The following is an 18,598-nucleotide window of genomic DNA, read 5'->3' as shown; positions in this document are numbered from 1 at the left end:
TAATGGGAAAGAAGAGGAAAAAACGTGGAGACTGTAGCCCCCTTCAAAGAGGTTATAGATGAAATAAAAGGTTACGGCGGAGAAGCAGTTAAATTCTGCTACCAGTGCGGAAAATGCGATACTCTTTGTCCCTGGAACAAGGTCAGGCAGTTCAGCATGCGCAAGCTGATCCGGGAAGCTGCATTCGGTTTGACCGAGATCGAAAATGAAGAGATCTGGCGCTGTACTACCTGCGGAAGATGCGCTTTGAAGTGTCCCAGGGAAGTAAAGCAGATAGAAGATATGAAAGCCCTGCGCAGGATGGCCGCAGGATATGGTGTTTTCCCCACCGCTGTCAAACCTGTCCGCGGTGTAAGCTCCTGCCTTGAAGCGGATGGAAACCCGTTCGGCGAACCCCGTGATGCGAGGGCGGATTGGGCAAAAGGGTTATCCGTAAAAACATTCGAGGAAGGGATGGAATATTTATATTTCCCCGGCTGCTACTTGAGCTATGACGCACGGTTAAAGAAGGTAGCGCAGGCCACGGCAAAGGTACTCAATAAAGCCGGAGTAGACTACGGGATACTGGGCGAAAAGGAGAGTTGCTGTGGAGAAAGTATCCGCAAAACAGGCAATGAGGATTTATTTAAACGCCTGGCCAGGGAAAATATAAAAAACTTTATTGATCACGGTGTGAAGAAAATTGTCGTTTCTTCCCCTCATTGTTACCACACGTTTAAGAACGAGTATCCCGATTTTTCGGTGAACTTCGAGATCATCCATATCTCCCAGCTTTTATTTAAACTGATTGATGAGGGAAAGATTCAGATCAGCAAAGAGTTCGCAAAGAAAGTTACCTATCATGATCCTTGTTACCTGGGCCGGCATAACGGCATATATGACGAACCCAGGGAGGCCCTGAAGAAAATACCCGGCTTGGAACTGAGCGAAATGCCCGAGACGCGGGAAGACAGCTTCTGTTGTGGTATGGGCGGAGGCAGGATCTGGATGGAAACCCCCAAGGAAGAAAGGTTCGTCAACCTCAGGCTGGAACAGGCTGTCGAAATCGGCGCCGAGGTTCTGGTTACCACCTGTCCCTATTGCATCACCAATTTTGAGGACAGCAGACTGGTTATGAATTTTGATGAAGTCATCGAGATCAAAGACATCACAGAGGTCATTCAAGAAGTTATTTAAAGGACGGAGAGCCAAACATGCAGGAAGCGATTGACATAGCGGCTGCGAAGTTGGCGTTGGAAGTAACCTGCGATCGCTTTTCAGAAAAGGGATGGGTCAAGGTTCCGGTTTATGTTCCCAGCGAAAGGGAAGTGACTATTTATGTCAATCAGAAGGAACTGGTTACTATCCTGTGCACTCCGACCAAGCTCAATTTTCTCGTCCTCGGATTCCTGTACTCAGAGGGAATTATCTCGGGCATGGGAGATGTGGCGATGATGCGGGTGTGTGACGATGAATCCGAAGTCGACGTGAGGCTGGCTGACCCCGAATTTGAAGCGCCGAAAAAACGGAAACTTACTTCCGGCTGCGGCGGCGGTTATGCTTTTCAGACCGAGGGGAAAAAGGTTGAATCGGAGCTGGTCATTGCGCCGAAGGAAGTGTTTTCACTATTAAAGCAGTTTCAGGATCGGATGGATTTGTACCGGTTTAGCGGCGGTGTGCACGCCTCGGCTTTGTCCGATACCAAGAATCTGCTTGTAGTGTCTGAGGATATTGGACGGCATAACACACTGGACAAGATCCAGGGCGAATGCCTGCTCAAAGAACTGCCGACCAGAGATACAATTTTATTGAGCACCGGCCGCATTTCATCGGAAATGCTGTTCAAGGTGGCAAAGATGCAGGTCCCGTTGGTTGTTTCCCGTCATTCGCCGACGGGGGGCGCTGTTTTACTTGCTCAAGAACTGGGTATCACGCTGGTTGGCCATGCGCGTGGAAATCGCCTGTCGGTGTATTCCCACCCGGAGCGACTTGGCTGTGCAACAAATTAAGTAAGGTTACCCGGACGTACGGGAACTTAATACCTGATGAGGTGGAAGGAAAGTGGAAAAAGAACAAATTGTAGAACAGATTTCCCGGCTTTGCGGTGAAAAAGAATTTGGAGACGTAATGGTTGTTGGTGGCGGAATCAGCGGCATTCAAGCATCACTTGATCTTGCCGCCGCTGGTTTTAAGGTTTACCTTGTTGAGAAGGCCCCCAGTATTGGCGGCCACATGGCTCAGCTTGACAAGACCTTTCCGACCAACGACTGCTCCATGTGAATACTCGCGCCAAAACTGGTCGAGGTCGGCCGGCATCCAAATATAGAAGTTCTAACCTATACGGAAGTTGACAGCATAGAAGGGGAAGTAGGAGATTTTAAGGCAACATTAATTAGAAAACCCAGGTATATTTTAGAAGATAAATGTACGGGTTGTACTACCTGCGTGGAGTACTGCCCGGTTATATACCCTGATGAATTCAATCAGGATATATCCAAGAATAAGGCCGTCCATGTTTACTTCCCCCAGGCAATTCCGCTTGTCGCATATATCGACGAGAACTGTCTTTACCTTAAAGAGAACAAATGCCGTATATGCGAGGGAGTATGCCAGAACAATGCCATAGACTTAAGTCAGAAGCCTGAGAAGAAAGAGATTAATGTAGGAGCGATCATTCTTTCTACCGGTTTTGAACCGTATGATCCCAGGCTGAGAGAGGAATACCGCTACGGAGAATTTGTCAATGTTGTAACCAGCATGGACTATGAACGGTTGTTGTCATCTACCGGGGCATACGGGGGCGAGATACTGCGTGCTTCCGATTTGAAGCATCCCCATAAAATAGCCTGGATTCAATGCGTAGGTTCCAGACAGGTTCTGCCCGGCGGCAACAGCTATTGTTCGGCGGTATGCTGCACATATGCTCAAAAACAGGTGATTATCACAAAAGATCACGATGCGGATTGTGATTGCGTGATCTTCCATAACGATGTCCGCTCCTACGGGAAGGATTTTGAGCGCTTCTACGACAGGACAGCAGCCCTTTCCAAGATGAGGTTTATCAGGAGCTACACAACAATAGTAAGGGAAGACCCGGTAACCAAGAATGTTACCATACGGTATTCCACAACTGACGAGGGTGTTAAAGAGGAAGAATTCGATATGGTCGTTTTATCGGTCGGCTTGAATCCTCCTAAGAATGCAGAGGGTATTGCAAGCAAATACGGCATCGAGCTTGAGTCTCACGGTTTTTGCAAGCTCGATCCGACTAATCCGATGATTACAGACCAACCTGGAATATTTATCAGCGGAGCTTTCCAGGGTCCCCTGGATATCCCCGAGTCAGTCTTTAGCGCCAGCGGGGCAGGTTCGCAGGTCGGTGAACTCCTTGACTACAGACGGGGACACCTGTCCAAAGAGAGGATTTATCCGGATGAACGGAATGTTTCCCAGGAAGAGCCGAGGGTAGGAGTTTTTGTTTGCCACTGCGGAGCCAACATCGGAAGGATAGTCAATGTTCCTTCCGTGGTTGAATATGCCTTAACCCTGCCTAATGTAGTTTACGCCCAGGAGCATCTGTTCTCCTGCGCTACCAATTCCGCCAAGGAAATAACGGACATAGCCAAGGAAAAAGGGCTTAACCGTGTGGTTGTCGCCGCCTGTTCTCCCAGAACCCTTGAGCCGTTATTCCGGGATACACTGCGAGAGGCGGGAATTAACCAGTATTACTACGAAATGGCCAATATCCGGGAGCATAACTCCTGGGTCCATGCCAAGGAAAAAGAAGAAGCCACCCAGAAGGCCAAGGACATAGTCCGGATGAAAGTAGCCCGGGCCTGTCTCTTAGAGCCCCTGCAGGAATTTGAACTGCCGGTAAATAAAAATGCGCTGGTAGTCGGCGGAGGCATAGCCGGTATGACCTGCTCTTTGTCCATAGCCAATCAGGGGCATGATGTTTACCTTCTGGAAAAGGATGCCCAGCTTGGAGGAATAGCGCGCAGGCTGCATTCCACCCTGGAGGGGCTGGATGTTCAGGCTTATTTGAGTGATTTGATCAAGCAAGTATACCAGCACCCTTTAATCCATGTGTATGAAAATGCTGCAATCACGGAGGCTTCTGGTTATGTGGGTAATTTCGTAACCAGGGTGCAGTCCGGCAGAGGGCTTACGGAAATAAAACACGGCGCAGCCGTCATCGCAATAGGCGCTGATTTATACACGCCTACCGAATACCTTTACGGGGAAGATGATAGGGTAATGACCAACCTCGAGTTGGAGGAGAAAATCTTCCAGGAAGACGAAAAGGTTGTCAACGCCGAGAGTCTTGTGATGATCCAGTGCGTGGGCTGCAGAAATGAAGACAGAAATTACTGCAGCAGGATCTGCTGCAGCCAGTCGATAAAGAACGCCTTGAATCTGAAAGAGAAAAACCCCGATGTGGATATATACATCCTCTTCCGGGATATGAGGACGTACGGGTTTAAAGAGGACTATTACAGGGGAGCGGCAAGTAAAAATGTAAGGTTCATCCGCTATGAGCCGCAGGATCCACCCGAGATTGAACCGGCCAAAGAAGGCGGCAAGAGCATCTTAAGGGTTACGGTGACAGATTATGTTTTAGATAAGAAACTTGAACTGGACGCTGATATAATTGCTCTGGCTGCCGCAGTTCTTCCCTCGGAAGCAACCAAGGAAATAGCCGGGTTATTCAAGGTGGTTTTAAGCCCGGACGGCTTCTTCAAAGAAGCCCATGTCAAATTAAGACCTGTAGAGTTCGGTACAGACGGCGTTTACCTTTGCGGGATAACTCACTATCCCAAGTTTATCCAGGAAACGATTAACCAGTCTTACGGAGCTGCAGGCAGGGCTTTGACGCTTCTATCACGTGATACGGTCACCGCTTCCGGGTCCGTCTGCGAGGTGGACGAGAACAGGTGTATTTCGTGCGGGGCGTGTATCACAGCATGTACTTACGGCGCCATAGATTTTTATGAGACGCCGACAGGCAGGAAGGCAAGAGTAAATCCTGTCCTGTGTAAAGGAGACGGCCTGTGCAACACAAAGTGCGCGACAAATGCGATTATGCTCAAGCACTTTAATGATCAAGAGATCTTAAGCGAAATTGACGCGCTGTTTCCCGAGGCTGAGGAAGAGATCGAAGCAGAAGGTGAAGAAGCAAAGGTTGTAAATCTGTAAGATATTATTGAACTAATAGGCGGGATTAAGGAGGTGAGAACGAATGAGTACAGAAAAGTTTAAACCAAAGCTTATAGGCTTTGTATGCCACTGGTGAGCCTACGGCGCCGCTGATTTGGCTGGAGTTTCCAGACTACAATACACATCTGAAATGAGACTCGTTCGCGTCATGTGTTCCGGTAGAGTCGACATGTCGTTTGTACTCCGGGCTTTCTCAAGAGGAGCGGACGGGGTGTTTATGGGTGGCTGCCATCTGAATGAATGTAACTACATTACTCATGGTAACTTCCATGCGCTGAGCATGGTGAATATAACAAGAGCGCTGCTGAAGCATGTAGGGCTGAATCCGGAAAGGTTAAAGCTCAAGTTCATGTCCGGCAGCGAAGCGAATGTTTATGTTGAAGGCGTCAATGAATTTGTCAAGAAGATAAAGGAACTGGGGCCTCTTGGCAAAGGAGAAGGAATGGACGCAAGCGCTTTAAAAGCTAAACTTGAAGCAGTTACAAACCTGATACCCTACATCAGGCTGGTGGAAAGAGAGAGGCTCAGGGGGCCGTTCAAGACAGAAGAAGAATGTAATGAATTCTTCGCCAGTGACGAGTTTAAAGGGCTATTTAAGGAAACAATTGCGGATAAATTGGCAGTGGGCCAGATCGTCGCTCTCCTGCGGCAGCAGCCCCTTACAACCCCGGAGATCGCCAAGGCGTTAGGCCTGACCCCGTCTGAAGTGTCAAGGCACCTGATCAGTTCGTCAAGGCAAAAGTTTGTCAGGTATGACGAAGGCCTGAAGCGGTACGCGCTGGCTTAAGGCGAAGAGCAGGCGGAGAATTAAAGGGAAAAAAGGAGATTCAGACAGGCTATGGATATGGATAAAGTAGATCAAATTATTGATAAACATAATTGTGAGGCCAGTTCCCTAATTCAAGTTCTACTGGACATTCAGGGCGCAAACAACTGGCTTCCCAAAGAAGCGTTGGACAGAGTAGCCGAGAGATTGCAGGTTCCTTTAACCAGGATACAGCATATAGCTACCTTCTACAAAGCTTTCAGCGTAGTTCCCAAAGGGCGCCACGGGGTTCACATTTGTCTGGGTACTGCCTGTCATGTCCGTGGCGCATCGCGTATTCTCGACACCGTACAGGACATAACCGGACTTAACCCCGGCGAAACAGACCTGGATTTGAAGTTCAGTCTGGAAACCGTTAACTGTCTTGGTTGCTGCGCATTAGGGCCGGTGATGGAAGTCGACGGTAAGGTCTACGGCAAAATGGCGCCTGCCAAGATAGCAGACGCGCTAAAAAATTATGATTAGGGTGAAATTATGGCTCGTATAAATTCGTCCGCTGAATTGGAAGAAGTAAGAGCGGCCATATTGTCAGCAAGGGATCCAAATAAACCTTGCATTTCAATATGCGCCGGCGCCGGTTGTGTCGCTTCCGGCGCAAGTGAAGTAATAGCAGCCTTTAAAGAAGAGATTGTCAAACGGGGCTTGGAGGCCGAAATAGACACCAAGGGAACCGGCTGCCCGGGATTTTGTGAAAGAGGTCCTATTTTAGTCATCTATCCTGACGAAATATGTTATGTCCAGGTGCAGCCCGGAGACGTTCCCGAAATTGTCAGTTCCATAAAAGAAAAGACGGTCGTCGAACGCCTGCTCTTTACCGACGCGGCAACAAATGAGAAGGCAGTTCATGAGTATGATATCCCCTTTTATAAAAATCAGGAGAGAATCATACTCGGCAACAACATTAAAATCGATTTCAAGAGCATCGAAGACTACCTTGCCATTGGCGGTTACGCCGCCCTATCCAAGTCTTTATTCCAGATGAGCGAAAAGGACGTCTTGGAAGAAGTCAAAAAATCGGGACTGAGAGGAAGGGGAGGCGCTGGTTTCCCGACCGGGAGCAAATGGGAAGGATCCAGTAAAGCCCCCAGCGATATCAGGTATGTAATAGTCAACGCTGATGAAGGTGATCCCGGAGCATTTATGGATCGGGCCGTTCTTGAAGGGAACCCTCATTCAGTGCTTGAGGGGCTGGCTATCGGGGCCTATGCTGTCGGCGCTTCTGAAGGCTATATTTACTGCCGGCAGGAGTACCCGCTGGCGGTAGAAAATGTGAATCTTGCCATCAGGCAGGCAGAGGAGTATGGCCTTTTAGGGGATAATATCCTTGGCACGAACTTTAATTTCAAGGTTAAAGTCCATATGGGGGCCGGCGCTTTTGTCTGCGGCGAGTCCACAGCCTTGATGACAGCCCTGGAAGGGCGGCCCGGAGAACCCAGACCGAAGTATGTCCGTTCCAATATTAAGGGGCTATGGCAAAAACCCAGCGTATTGAACAATGTGGAGACCTGGGCCAATGTGCCGCTGATTATCAACAAGGGCGCTGACTGGTTTACTCAATACGGAACCGCAACCAGCAAGGGCACGAAGATTTTCTCCCTGGTCGGCAAAATCAATAATACCGGCCTTGTGGAAGTGCCCATGGGTGTTACCTTAAGAGATATTGTTTTTAAGATCGGCGGAGGAATCCCCGGAGGCAAGAAGTTTAAAGCGATTCAGACCGGAGGGCCGTCCGGCGGATGTATCCCTGAGAGCATGCTGGATCTGGAAGTCGGTTTTGACGAACTTACCAAAGTCGGTTCGATGATGGGTTCCGGCGGAATGATCGTCATGGACGACGAGACCTGCATGGTCGATGTCGCCAGGTACTTCCTGGAATTCCTTACCGATGAATCGTGCGGTAAGTGTGTTCCCTGCCGTGAAGGAATCAGACAGATGCTCAAGACCCTCACCAACATCACCAAAGGAAAAGGAAAAGAGGGCGACATAGAGCTTCTGGAAGAGTTGGCTGAAACAGCCGTTGAAGCCGCCCTTTGCGCTTTAGGAAAAAGCGCCCCGAACCCGTTCTTAAGCACGCTGAAATACTTCAGGGATGAGTATGAGGCGCACGTTTACGAGAAGCGGTGCCCCGCCATGACCTGTAAAGAGTTAATTGCCTTTCATATTGACCCGGCCCTTTGCCAGGCCTGTATGGTTTGCGCCAGGAAATGCCCGACAGGCGCCATTATCGGCGGCAAGAACATGATTCATGTAGTTGACCAGGAGAAATGCACAAAGTGCGGAACCTGCTTTGAGGTTTGCCCCCCCCGTTTCCGCGCTGTGAAGAAGATTTCCGGCGAGCCCGTTCCGCCTCCTATCCCTGAAGAGCAAAGAGTTATTGTCCGGGGCAAAGGAAAGGGGGCAGCGGAAAATGAGTGATATAGTCTTAACGATTGACGGAAAAGAAGTAAAGGCCAAAAAAGATATGACTGTCCTGGAAGCGGCAAGAAGCGCCGGGATACATATTCCCACCTTGTGTTATGACGAGAGGATGGAGCCTTATGGGGCCTGCCGTCTCTGTGTAGTAGAAATAGAACAGCGCGGCTGGTGGAGGCTGGTTGTTTCCTGCGTTTACCCGGTAGAGAATAATCTGGTCGTCAAAACCAGGTCCGAGAAGATAGACAGGATCCGTAAAACAATCATCGAACTGCTGCTGGCTCATGCTCCGGACGCGTTTGAACTGGTGGATTTGGCCAAAGAGTACGGGGCGGACAGGAACCGTTTCGAAAAAGAACCGTCATTCTGCATTCACTGCGGCCTTTGTGTCAGGTACTGCGCCGAGATTAAAAAGGAGTTCGCCATCGGCTTTATCAACAGAGGGACAAAACGGGAGATCAGTTTTATTCCGGAGATAGCTTCCAAGGTATGCTGGGATTGCAAGGAATGCTTCCCGCTTTGCCCGACAGAAGCTCTTCAGGCGGCTTTCGTTTTAGCCAGGGCGATGTCATTCCCCTCGCTTGATTATGACGCTAATGTGCAGGGGAAATAGGGATCAAGATTTAAAAAAAATGGACAAATAACGGATAGTTTTTCTGTTGTCAAATTCATAATACTGATTATAAAGCGGCCTGGGAATACCGGGCCGCTGCTTTTTGGGACGACAAGGGCAAAAAAATAGAGCACCTCAGGCTCAAGGGCTCGAAAAACGCTGTGACTTCGTATAGGCTATCTGATACTATACAATTTATTCTGATTTACCATATTGCCTGCCTATATTCCAGCACTTGCCGGCTGCTTTGCCAATTGACCAGTATTGGATACCGGTCATATCAAATAATAAAGGATTTACTTTTGAAAGATCGACTTTTCCGTCTGTCAGCACATTTTTATCGGCATATGTTTCAACTATTTCGCCAATGAAAACATCAAATTGCGGCAGTTCGTAAACATCATAAAGCTTGCACTCCATAGACAAAGGGCACCCGGCAATAATTGGAGCCGTCTTGAGCTCGCCGTAGAAGACCTCGAATACTTGAGATTTGTCAACTGCTTTACCTGAAAAAGTACCCACATAATCGGCAGGAACCATATTCTCCACTGACATCAGGTTTATACTAAATGTCTTTGTTTCTTTTATCCCGGCATTGGTGTAATGCATCTTGCTCATGCTCAACGAAATAAGATGAGGCTGATGCCTTGTTAATATTCCAACATGCGCAATAGCTATGAAATTCGGCCTGCCGTTGACCATAGCTCCCACGACGGTCACAGGCATTGGATACAGTACGTTCTTGTTTCCAATCTTTATTTTCAGGGGCAACACTTCCTTCAACCAGAGGAACCCTTTTCAAATATCTTCCGGCTGCTTTTTATTCACTGCCGCCGGAGCAAGGGATTGTTTTAATGGGCAGGTCGATGCGGGTTAATAATTCGCTTTCTGGGACCTCCATCGGCGAGTTCAAGTAATATTCATAAAAAACACCGAGAAACTCATAGCCGTGCTCAGCGATCCATTCGAACATTTCGGTGTATAATTTCTCCATGCCTGCGTATGACCCTTTATACACACAGGAAATCACCCGGCCCGGCGGTATCTGCCCGGAGAGAATCTCCTCTTTCCCCGGCAATTGTTTGGCAACAGGGAACCCAAGTTCGACTTCAAGGTTCTGCATGTCAAGGTTGTAATAAGCGGTAAAAGGGGCAAATGCCGGCTGTTCACCCAGTTCAGTCAGATAGGCTATTATTTTCGTATAGCTTTCCCCGATTATTTTCTGCAGACCTTCCAAAGAAGTCTTGGCTTTGATAAATAATATCGGTTGAAGGTTTTGTTCTTTTAGTTCAATATTCCAAGACATATCCACCGCTCCTATTCATACTTTTTTAACGTTGTCTCAAACCAGATTATAACATTTTAAATTCAGTAATATCAACATCAGGAAATTTCTCATAGTGTATACGTTCACTTTGTTAATTATCAAGAGAAAATAATAAATTATTACTGATGAATTGTTTAAAGCGGCTGGTATCTATCATAGTAATTACTCCCGAATTGTTTCGGAGAAGGGTGGGTAGCTTTGACCACAGCTGAATCCTAAAGAGATCTGTTTTGGTAATCAATATGTAGGGATACAAGGAACCATTTTTTATAGCGCGCAGGCTTTCCGGTAAAGCTCGATATTTTGTTTAATATATGTGGCATATTTAATTTTTAAAGGCTGTTCAGCCTTAGTTATATTGTGATTAATACTAAAATTATCTACGGACAAAACATATTTATTAACATCAAAATATTCCTCATAACAAATAAATGCAGATGGATTATCCGTTAAAATTTTAGCACCGCAGGCGACTGCTTCAACAACAATGTTAGAAAAATCGGGGATAGGATTATCATTAACTAAATGAAATAGAAAATCAATCTTTTGTAGGAAGGACGGCATTTTCCAGGGAGGAATAAAATCTAGAAATTTTACTTTATCCGGCTTATATTGAGCTAAAAAATCAGCTTTGCCTTTCCCTTGGGCTAAGAAAAACAGGCTTGAATCAAATGAAAATCCGTCCCAATAACTTAGAATTCTGTCAAGACCCTTATGCTGCCAATAATAATTTATTTTGCCGATATATGCAAAGCTAATCTGATTTTCTTCTTTGGCTTCCGGATGAAAGTAACGTTCATCCGGGACATAACGGGGAAGATTGACCAAGTTGTTGTTAAGAATGCCCAAGTCTGTTTTGTCAGTTACTATAGCGGATGCGTTTGAAAGTGTTCTTTTCAACAGCTCGTTTAATAGTCCTTTGTCCCAAAATTTGGCTAAATCACTGCCTCCATGCCGGACAATATACGGTATCCCGGTAATTGTGCCTGCCAAAAAAGCGGCTATTCCATAGGGAATAAGGTAATGGCTGTCGATAAGATCTATTTTGTATTGGTTACATACACCCAGTAATTTGTTAAGCAATTTTTCTTGAAAAAGTTTTGAATACGGGATATGCCAGGGTGTTTCTTGTTCTATATTGTGAATGAATATTCCTTCCGGTAAAAGAAAATCTTTCCCGCAGGATCCAATCTTATAATCATCTTCAACAGCCAAGGCATTGGTTACTACGTGAACTTCCAGGCCTGCCTCAGCCAAACCACGGGCAAGCCAATATGTTTTAGAAGCTATACCTCCCTGAATTGGCGGGAATTTACTAACTATACATATTTTCAAATAGACCACCTGCCAAGGCTTCCTCCAGGCAGAAAGCCGGTTCAAAATTTCCGTTTTTATGAAAGTAAAAGTAAAAAAATAAATCGAACATAAATATATCAATTTTGTTCGTCAGGTATTGTTTGTAATAGTGACGTTGAACATAAGCGTCGCTAACATTGTTGTTAATAAAAATCCTTACTTGATTGTCGAGTTGATTAAGCGCAGCAGGCATGCCAAATTTCTTTCTGTTACAAATAGCTTCCAGGCCATAACGGGCAAAAAAATTCATTGCAGCGTCTTTTAACAGCAGCTTTGTGACGCCGGGTTTTGGGGCTTTGTATTCTACCGGCATATCACCAGCCAGTTTTACTATATCCTCATACAAATAAAATGGTCGGATTTCAAAACCAAAAGCGCCTGATGAACGGTCGACACTCCAGAGATGATAATTTGATAATGCGCTTTTTAATAATGCATTGAAAATATTTAAGCGATACTGTAATTCGTCCTCGGGAAGCGGGAAAAGCTGGTTCACCAATATAGCCAGTTTATCATTCGGAACGTTCTTTACAGCTTCTTTCAGGCGTATACGCAAACGGTCGGCGAAACCAAGCGGGTGTGTGTATGTCCAATAATATCCGCCGAAGAGTTCATCTGCGCCCTCTCCTGTTAAGGCAACCTTGACATGCTGGGAGGCTTTTTTGCAAAGTAGATGAAAAGCCACACCACCCTGCAAGTCAAAAACACCGCCGGCAACAATATTTTCATAATGGTAGACGAATTTTGGCAGTTCAGCTAGATAATCCTGCAAAGTAACAGGTATTTCATAATGATCGCTATTTATTGCCTTTGCAACATCCCTGGACCAGGGCAGGTCCGGTGCATGATGGCTGTCCGTAAGATGGAAAGTTTTAATTTTCCCGTGTATTTCTTTACAAAGCACAGCCATTAAAGATGAATCTACGCCGCCTGAAAGATAAACGCCGACTTCATGAGCGCCATGTTCAGTAACCAACCTCATAGCGGCAGGTAAGGTATTAGAAAGCAGTGTTTTATGGAAGTAATAGTCTTCATTTGTGCCCGGAGAAGAAAAAGCGGTTGGCGGGACAGAATAGTTTTCGGAACAAATTTCATTTCCATCAAAAATTAGAACTTCTCCGGGGGTAACCTGCTTTATTCCAACAAAAAGCGTTTCATCCGAAGAATAAATATAACCAAAAGTTAAAATCTCTTGCAAAGCTGATTCGTTTAAATGGGGTTGACGGTCGGTCCATCTTAACAATGCTTTTATTTCTGAAGCAAAAGCAAGCTCATTTCCTCTCTGGCAATAAAAGAGCGGTTTTATTCCAAACCTGTCTCTAACCAAAATAAGCCTGTCGCCGTCAAGAATTGCAATGGCAAACATTCCTTTTATTTTATTGACAAATTCCAACCCGTATTTATGGTACATTGCCCAGATGACTTCGGTATCAGTACCAGTAAAGAAAGTATAACCTTCGTCTTCAAGTTTTTTTTGCCAAAAGCGATAATTATAGATTTCGCCGTTTAATAGTACTTGAGGCCCAATTTCGTCGCGGCAATAAGGAAAAGGAGCATCTAATTGACCAGTAATATGAAGCCTTGCGCTTCCAAGTGTATGTTTGCCCCCAATTATTTTTACAAAGCTTGCGTCTGGTCCGCGGTTGGCTATGGTTGAGGTCATCAGTTCTATCTTTTTTAGATCGTTGCTGCCGTAAACCCCACAAATACCACACATATTAATGTTCTTTTCTCTTGAAATGAATTAGCATTTCTTTTAACGCCCAATAAGCTAAAGCTGTTCCCTCATCAATGTAATGATAGGGCCACATTCCGTTAGGGAGCTGGTTTTTTAGTAACCAGTTCAATGAGTTTTCAAAAATAACTTCTGGGACCCTATCCGCATGTGCCAACAGTCCCAACGCCGCAACTGAAGTACACCAGGGGTCACTGCCGCACGGATGATCACGCCAGGGGGCAAAGCCGCCGTCGTCATTTTGGGAGGAAATAAGAAAAGAAATTAAAGAATTAACTAACTCCGGATTTTGAGTTGAATATTTATGCTTGCTAAAAGCCAAAATTGGCAGGGCTATTTTATAAGTCAGTCTTGGTTCTAGCTTTATCTCATCATTACAGGTTTTTTCCAACCATTTTAATACTTCTTTATCTATAAGTTCCGGGCACAGTATGGCAACCCATGAGGTATATGGTATCCTTGGCGTATCTCGGTTATTCCTTCCCCATCCCGCCCCGGATATTCTTTGTTCAGCCAACCAGTTAAGCCCTTTATTAAAAGGGCCTTCATATTCTCCAGATATTTTTCGTAAATATGCTATTGACCAGGCCGTTTCTTCAACATCAACCCATCCGCCATCTACTGACTGTCTATTTACTATATAGTCAGCTATATTAGTAAAAATTGTGTTCTCAGTGACTGGTATTTCTTCTAATAATACTGTTCCTACCCTAGCTATTCTTTCAGGATCAATTTTTTTGTCTAATCCTGTCTTTAACATCGAAGTCAGACTTGATGTGGCGGTAAATAACGCTTCTCCCATTCTCTTTCCACTCCGCTTTCCAATGACTCTATTAATTCAAGACATTCTTTACAATAATAGAATAATTGTTCACTTTTTCGATCGTCATTTGTTACGCGAAGCATTACTTTGTCTGGTGGAATTATTCTCTTGCAACGTGTACATCTTATATATGGCTCAGCACTTTGTGTCTCCCATGTAATTGTTAGATTAATATCTTCAATTGCAACAAGTGGATAAGGATATAATATTTCACGTTGCCATTTATATGGATAGTTGCCTCCATATTGATTACTAGTCCTTTCATCTATAAACTGATTAAATTTATGAAATAAATCTTTTCTTAAGCCAGATTTTAGTTCTTCACCGAGTTCTCCTACTACAGTTATTTTTGTTTTACTTGTTTTTTGGATTTCATCTAATAAAGTGATTATTCCTGGGAGATAAAGATGATTCTCCTTATATATAAGCTTTTTGATCTTTTTATGCTCCTTATCTTTCTGATCAAATGTTTTTTCAAAACTGTCTCCTTTATTTACATCAATAAGGGCTCCCATATTAGCACAGATAACTGAGCAATCTTTTAATCGCTTGTATAGGCTGTGAGTCCAAACAGTATCACCTGTAAAACCAATTATTTTGTTATCATTATTATCCCTTAGTATTAAACCTACGCAATTGGCATTTTCTTGTAAATCTTTATGATACGCAGGAACCGCGCTTAGATAGAAATGTATCTTCTCATTTCCAATTTCATATAATTCAGTTTCAACTAGATTGTGTCTATCAGGATCAACAACTATAACATCCTTGATATAATCGCGGCTGTCTGATATTATCTGAAAAAAATGATCGAAACACGATGGTGTTAGTATCACTGTTACTTTTTTGGGAGGCCATTTATATAATTTTCTGACTCCTCTTTTGTTCATCTCATGAATTAGTGTCATAAGGCCGCGAAAATCAACAGAATGATCTATGTGTGAATGTGTTATGGCAATTGCAGTAATATCCTTTATGGAAAAGTTATGCTCAATAAAATTTTCGATAAAATCATAACCGGGATCAACAACTACCCCATCTTCTATATTACCATTGTCACCTACTTTGTAAACAAAATAACCTCCACCTCTACTACTAGTTGAGTAACTCCCAAGAGCTGGTGTAAAAGACTGCCATTTTCGCAATACTGTAAATGCATAACGCCCAGTGAGTTGTGGCCAATAGCTACTATATATTAAATTTTTGTCAAATTTTTCAGTATTGTATCGCAAACATTGAGTATAATAATCCTTATTAATAATAATATTTGCAAAGTCCTTAACTATTTCAAGTCTATCGGGAAAATTATAATCCATTTCAGCCTCTTTGTTATTCTCGCCTAATAATAATAGCCTTCGAACTGATTTGACTTTTTGATAACTGGAGGGTTTGTTTTCTTTGTGAGTAAGTCTATGACAATATCTTATCTCTATATCTTTAATTTTTTGGCGACAATCATCATTTGTAATACTGTCATCATCATTTATTTCTTCGAATATTTCCACTATTAGTTTTAGAATCTTCTCTTTGTTTGGAATCCATGGGTCTTGTTTGAGTCTCTCAAAAATATAATTTAAGATATCTATTAAAGTACCTAATAAATCCTCTAATAGATCCTTTCCTTTTTCATGATTTTTATTTTTTGATGCTTTTATGTATAACTGAAATGCTTCTAGCCAATAAAATGAAGCTTGTGTTCTTTCATCTTCATTTCTTTCTTCTTTAAATAAATTATTATATATAGTTTCTTTAAGAAATTTATATATTTCTTCGTTTTTTTTACTACTTAGATTTTCTCTTGTGTCCTCAATATTAAGCTTGGCTATTAAGAAATTATATTTCCTCTGGATATCATAATTTTCTTTATGTGTTTCAAGCATTATTTCTATATTTTTTATTTCTTCATTAACATTTAAATTAGAGCTTTCAAGCATCGCATGAACCTTTAGTATCATACTGTCTATTATTTTATACTCGGTTGATAAAAAAATAAATCTAGGAACATTATAATTCTTATATTTCTTTATAAAAGTATTGAGTATATCTATGCTTTCTTTTCCTCTTTGTAGTTTAATTAGTACTTCAGCCTTATGATATATTGCTGGTAAATAAACATACATCTTCCATAAATCTGTATCGAAATCATATCCGTACCCAAGATATTTTTCTCCCTCCTTTTTTATTTTAAAAGTATTTATTATTTCATCATAATGTTTTAATGCATTTTCCCTGCTCTCTTTATTCTCGTGATGTGACAACCCAAGAGCTTTATTATATAACCCAAGTAATTCATAATGACAGGCTTCTTCAGGATAGTACTTTAAGGATTTCTCAGCATAACCAGTATTCAGATACCCAGAACAACACTGGCTAATTTCATTATAGAAGAGAATAAGAAATTTTTTCTGTCCAAAATCTTGGGGTTCTTCTTTGCATTTAATAATGCCAAAATCTTGCTCGTATATATCAGGTAATTTCGAAAGTAAATATTCAGCAATTTCATCTATAAGTTTAGAAGCCTCATTGGTTCCAATGCTTTGTAAAATGGCACGTGTTTTCTTAGCTAAAAAAAGATGTTTCCAAAAAGTAGTGGCATGATTAGATATAGCTTTATCATCTATTTTTAATGAACACTTTTCATAATTTCGGAGTTTTTGAATAACCAACCCATGTTGGTTGGTATCTTCTAGTTCGTTAAAGTCAGCTAAAATATCACGATCATTGCATTTTACATCTATATTTTGGTAATTCTCATCATCAATAAAAATATCATAAATAATATTCAAGGTTTCAAAATCTAGATCAGTTAGTTCTTTACGATCAATAATCATTTCTCAACCCCCTAGGCAAAAAACAAATAAACAGTAATCAGAAATTATCTGCAACCATGACAGGATGAGCATTGTTTGCAGATAAGTTTTCCCGTGGCTTTTTCAATAGTTTCTTCTGCAATGCGCATAGATTCCTGCTTTTCCAAAACTGGTTCCTTATAGGGCTTTTTAACCATGGTTAATCCTCCTTTATTTGGCTAATAATTTTTTCATGAAATAACTGCCGTAATATTTTTTGAAGATCATTTTGTGCCCTGTTTTCATCAACGTCAAATTGTTGAAGCAGTTTAAAAACCAATGATTCAAAGTTATTTCCTTCACTTATCTTTTGTAAAATAAACATGGAGACATCATTAAGGTTAAAGATGTCACCATTAACAATATTGAAAAGCCAGTATTTATCTAGTTCCTCTATTTGGTGTAAGATAAAATCTTCGTTTAGTTTGAACTTTGACTGTGGTTTTATTTCCAACATTGAGGGTCCTCCGCAAGGTAATCTCCGTTTAGATAATAAGCCGCTGCACGGCAACCACGGCAAACAGGCAGCAATTCGCAATTGTTGCACTTACCCTTCAGGTTGCGGGAATTGCGGATTTCCCATAATAAATCAGAACCATACCATATTTTATACAGTCCGTCACTTAGAATGTTACCCAATGGTATCGGTAAGCGCCGGCAAGGGTATACAGTACCGTCATGCATAATGGTAAGAGCATTTGTACCAATAGAACACATGGCACCGAAAGCGTCGCCGCAAAGAGCAAAAAGAGGACGGTAAGTTAAAAATTTTACACGATTTTCTTCTTGCGATAATCTGGCAATTAACTGGTTGGCTGATTTCAGCTCATTCCGGCTTAATATTTTTTCTTTGACTTGTTTTCCTTTACCTTCAGGGATAAATCTTTCAAAGCTAAGATAATTAACACCATAATCTACAGCCAATTTAACTATTCCTGGAATGTCCTCCCAATTGTCACGAGTAAGTGTAACCATGATACAGATTGGTATTTGATATTCTCTAAGGGATGCTATAGCAGATAGGATTTTTTCGAAGTTTCCATGGCCACGAATGTCGTCATTTTTTGTAGAGTTAGGCCCTTCAAGGGAAAGCTGCACCCTGCGCAACTTTTTCGACTTTGACAGGAAGGAAAGAGTGTCCTTATCTAATAGGGTTCCATTTGTAAGGAGGTCAAAATAATAAATGTGTTTTTTTGATACTATTTTGTCTGCTATCTGTTTAATTTCATTTAACCGTAGAAGCGGCTCTCCGCCGGTTATTGACAGTGTAGCGAGCTTGCCCCACTTGGTGGCTGTGCTATCTAATATGTCTAAAACCGATAAAAGTTCCTCCGAACTTAATTCGCCTTCAGAGTCATAATTATTATGATAACAGTGTTTACACCTGAGGTTGCACCTTTCTGTTATGTGCCATTGAAAATAGAATTCATTTTCAAAATGTAGCTCGTTAAAAGTACCCAA

Annotated in this window: 16 protein-coding genes; 8 read left to right on the top strand and 8 right to left on the bottom strand. The window is 42.9% G+C overall.

The features are described 5' to 3' along the window. Window positions 1–24: 24 nt before the first annotated feature. From DEH07_11960 to DEH07_11925, 8 genes are read left to right on the top strand one after another with little or no spacing between them, the layout of a single operon-like run. The gene (locus DEH07_11960) at window positions 25–1,176 is read left to right on the top strand and encodes a Fe-S oxidoreductase (protein ID HBY05194.1); all 1,152 of its coding nucleotides are present in this window, start codon (window positions 25–27) and stop codon (window positions 1,174–1,176) included. 17 nt (window positions 1,177–1,193) lie between these two features. Beyond that, the gene (locus DEH07_11955; GenBank protein HBY05193.1) at window positions 1,194–1,988 is read left to right on the top strand and encodes a formate dehydrogenase accessory sulfurtransferase FdhD; all 795 of its coding nucleotides are present in this window, start codon (window positions 1,194–1,196) and stop codon (window positions 1,986–1,988) included. Between the two features lie 52 nt (window positions 1,989–2,040). Then, window positions 2,041–2,259 (top strand): heterodisulfide reductase subunit A, encoded by a 219-nt coding sequence (locus DEH07_11950; protein HBY05192.1) that lies wholly within the window; start codon window positions 2,041–2,043, stop codon window positions 2,257–2,259. A 42-nt stretch (window positions 2,260–2,301) separates the two neighbouring features. Then, the gene (locus tag DEH07_11945; GenBank protein ID HBY05191.1) at window positions 2,302–5,175 is read left to right on the top strand and encodes a heterodisulfide reductase; all 2,874 of its coding nucleotides are present in this window, start codon (window positions 2,302–2,304) and stop codon (window positions 5,173–5,175) included. Window positions 5,176–5,218: 43 nt separating this feature from the next. After that, entirely contained in the window at window positions 5,219–5,983 is a 765-nt protein-coding gene (locus DEH07_11940; GenBank protein HBY05190.1) for a methyl-viologen-reducing hydrogenase subunit delta, read from the top strand. Window positions 5,984–6,034: 51 nt separating this feature from the next. After that, the gene (locus DEH07_11935; GenBank protein ID HBY05189.1) at window positions 6,035–6,487 is read left to right on the top strand and encodes an NAD(P)H-dependent oxidoreductase subunit E; all 453 of its coding nucleotides are present in this window, start codon (window positions 6,035–6,037) and stop codon (window positions 6,485–6,487) included. 9 nt (window positions 6,488–6,496) lie between these two features. Beyond that, entirely contained in the window at window positions 6,497–8,437 is a 1,941-nt protein-coding gene (locus DEH07_11930) for an NADH-quinone oxidoreductase subunit F (GenBank protein ID HBY05188.1), read from the top strand. After that, on the top strand, window positions 8,430–9,047 hold the full coding sequence (locus tag DEH07_11925; GenBank protein HBY05187.1) for a (2Fe-2S)-binding protein: 618 nt from the start codon (window positions 8,430–8,432) through the stop codon (window positions 9,045–9,047). The genes DEH07_11930 and DEH07_11925 overlap by 8 nt, the downstream gene beginning before the upstream one ends. A 195-nt stretch (window positions 9,048–9,242) precedes the next feature. Here the strand turns inward: DEH07_11925 and DEH07_11920 are convergent, their stop codons facing one another. From DEH07_11920 to DEH07_11885, 8 genes are all read right to left on the bottom strand, one after another. Then, window positions 9,243–9,773 (bottom strand): flavin reductase family protein, encoded by a 531-nt coding sequence (locus DEH07_11920; protein HBY05186.1) that lies wholly within the window; start codon window positions 9,771–9,773, stop codon window positions 9,243–9,245. 94 nt (window positions 9,774–9,867) lie between these two features. Beyond that, window positions 9,868–10,353, bottom strand: coding sequence for an AraC family transcriptional regulator (locus tag DEH07_11915; protein ID HBY05185.1), 486 nt, complete (start codon window positions 10,351–10,353; stop codon window positions 9,868–9,870). A 288-nt stretch (window positions 10,354–10,641) separates the two neighbouring features. Next, entirely contained in the window at window positions 10,642–11,811 is a 1,170-nt protein-coding gene (locus tag DEH07_11910) for a hypothetical protein (protein ID HBY05184.1), read from the bottom strand. Next, on the bottom strand, window positions 11,690–13,447 hold the full coding sequence (asnB, locus tag DEH07_11905) for an asparagine synthase (glutamine-hydrolyzing) (GenBank protein ID HBY05183.1): 1,758 nt from the start codon (window positions 13,445–13,447) through the stop codon (window positions 11,690–11,692). Before asnB ends, DEH07_11910 begins: the two co-directional genes overlap by 122 nt. 1 nt (window position 13,448) lies before the next feature. Continuing rightward, window positions 13,449–14,267: a hypothetical protein gene (locus DEH07_11900; protein HBY05182.1), complete on the bottom strand. Its 819-nt coding sequence runs from the start codon at window positions 14,265–14,267 to the stop codon at window positions 13,449–13,451. After that, window positions 14,231–17,119, bottom strand: coding sequence for a hypothetical protein (locus tag DEH07_11895; protein HBY05181.1), 2,889 nt, complete (start codon window positions 17,117–17,119; stop codon window positions 14,231–14,233). Before DEH07_11895 ends, DEH07_11900 begins: the two co-directional genes overlap by 37 nt. Before the next feature lie 178 nt (window positions 17,120–17,297). After that, window positions 17,298–17,594: a hypothetical protein gene (locus DEH07_11890; protein HBY05180.1), complete on the bottom strand. Its 297-nt coding sequence runs from the start codon at window positions 17,592–17,594 to the stop codon at window positions 17,298–17,300. Further along, window positions 17,582–18,598: a hypothetical protein gene (locus DEH07_11885; GenBank protein ID HBY05179.1), complete on the bottom strand. Its 1,017-nt coding sequence runs from the start codon at window positions 18,596–18,598 to the stop codon at window positions 17,582–17,584. The genes DEH07_11890 and DEH07_11885 overlap by 13 nt, the downstream gene beginning before the upstream one ends.

It is taken from the genome of Desulfotomaculum sp., assembly GCA_003513005.1.
In the GTDB taxonomy this organism is placed as follows: Bacteria; Bacillota; Desulfotomaculia; order Desulfotomaculales; family Nap2-2B; genus 46-80.
Note: the sequence above shows the minus strand (reverse complement) of the source record. Positions and strands in the feature narration are given on the sequence as shown.